The organism is Neptunicoccus sediminis, from assembly GCF_001719615.1.
GTDB lineage: Bacteria > Pseudomonadota > Alphaproteobacteria > Rhodobacterales > Rhodobacteraceae > Amylibacter > Amylibacter sediminis.
This window is the reverse complement of record NZ_MDVX01000005.1, coordinates 1-1,261: the sequence shown is the minus strand read 5'-3', so window position 1 is coordinate 1,261 and position 1,261 is coordinate 1. Positions and strand designations below refer to the sequence as shown.

At 61.7% G+C, this 1,261-nt stretch carries 1 protein-coding gene; it reads left to right on the top strand.

All coding sequences use genetic code 11. The annotated features are described in order from the left end of the window. A partial coding sequence (locus BFV97_RS08900; RefSeq protein ID WP_157888300.1) for an Ig-like domain-containing protein occupies positions 1–1,261 on the top strand: 1,261 nt, incomplete at both ends.

Sequence of the window (1,261 nt, the reverse complement as noted above, 5' to 3'; positions counted from 1 at the left end):
AAGCGACGGGAACGGCGGAACGGACACCCAGACCGTGACGGTCACGGTGGATGCGGTGAATGACGCGCCTGTGGCGCAGGCTGGCACGGCCTCCGGTGACGAGGATACAGTGATTTCCGGCAGCGTCGCCGCGTCTGATGTGGACGGAGACACGCTCACTTTCGCGCTCGCCACGGATGGAACCAACGGCGCGGTCACGATGGCGGCGGATGGCAGTTACAGCTACACGCCGGATGGGGATTTTAACGGCAACGACAGTTTCACCTATACGGTGAGTGACGGGAATGGCGGAACCGATACCCAGACCGTGACGATCACAGTCAATGCGGTGAATGATGCGCCTGTGGCACAGGCGGACACGGGCTCCGGTAATGAGGATACGGTGATTTCCGGAACTGTCGCCGCGTCTGATGTGGACGGAGACGCGCTCAGCTTTGCGCTGGCAACGGATGGAGCCAACGGCGCGGTGACAATGGCGGCGGATGGCAGTTACAGCTACACGCCCGATGGGGACTTCAACGGCTCGGACAGTTTCACCTATACGGTAAGCGACGGGAACGGCGGAACGGACACCCAGACCGTGACGGTCACGGTGGATGCGGTGAATGATGCGCCTGTAGCGCAGGCTGGCACGGCCTCCGGTAATGAGGATACGGTGATTTCCGGCAGCGTCGCCGCGTCTGATGTGGACGGAGACGCGCTGACCTTTGCGTTGGCCACAGATGGAACCAACGGCGCGGTCACGATGGCGGCGGATGGCAGTTACAGCTACACGCCGGATGGGGATTTCAACGGCAGCGACAGCTTTACCTATACGGTGAGCGACGGGAATGGCGGGACAGACACACAGACCGTGACGATCACCGTCAATGCGGTGAATGACGCGCCTGTGGCACAGGCGGACATGGCCTCCGGTAATGAGGATACGGTGATTTCCGGCAGCGTCGCCGCGTCTGATGTGGATGGCGATACGCTGACCTTTGCGCTGGCCACGGATGGAGCCAACGGCGCAGTCACGATGGCGGCGGATGGCAGTTACAGCTATACGCCGGACGGGGATTTCAACGGCAGCGACAGCTTTACCTATACGGTGAGCGACGGGAACGGCGGGACAGACACACAGACCGTGACGATCACTGTCAATGCGGTGAATGATGCGCCTGTGGCACAGGCGCTCTCTGCTACGGGGGACGAGGATATGTTGATCTCGGGCACTCTGGCAGCCAGCGATGTGGACGGGGACAGCCTGAGCTTTGCGCTT